Source organism: Streptomyces albipurpureus (assembly GCF_023701525.1).
GTDB classification, from domain to species: Bacteria; Actinomycetota; Actinomycetes; order Streptomycetales; family Streptomycetaceae; genus Streptomyces; species Streptomyces albipurpureus.
This window is the reverse complement of record NZ_JAMQAW010000097.1, coordinates 1-375: the sequence shown is the minus strand read 5'-3', so window position 1 is coordinate 375 and position 375 is coordinate 1. Positions and strand designations below refer to the sequence as shown.

Genomic DNA, 375 nt, shown 5'->3' with positions numbered 1-375 from the left:
ACTGCCCGCCGAACGCCGCGCCCAGAGCCGCGCCGATACCGGCGATCTCGTCCTCGGCCTGGAAGGTGCGGATCCTGAAGTTCTTGTGCTTCGACAGTTCGTGGAGGATGTCGGAGGCGGGGGTGATGGGGTAGGAGCCGAGGTAGAGGGGGAGGTCGGCCTGCTCGGCGGCGGCGATCAGCCCCAACGACAGGGCGAGGTTCCCGGAGATGTTGCGGTAGGTACCCGGGGGGAAAGCGGCGGTGGCCGGGGCGATCTCGTAGGAGACGGCGAAGTCCTCGGTGGTCTCGCCGAAGTTCCAGCCCGCGCGGAACGCGGCGATGTTCGCCTCCGCGATCCGGGGCTTCTTCGCGAACTTCGTCCGCAGGAACTTTT

Annotated in this window: 1 pseudogene; it reads right to left on the bottom strand. The window is 67.7% G+C overall.

Annotated elements, in window-relative coordinates:
- Positions 1–375, bottom strand: a pseudogene (locus NBG84_RS38195) (2-oxoacid:acceptor oxidoreductase subunit alpha); the annotation flags it as partial.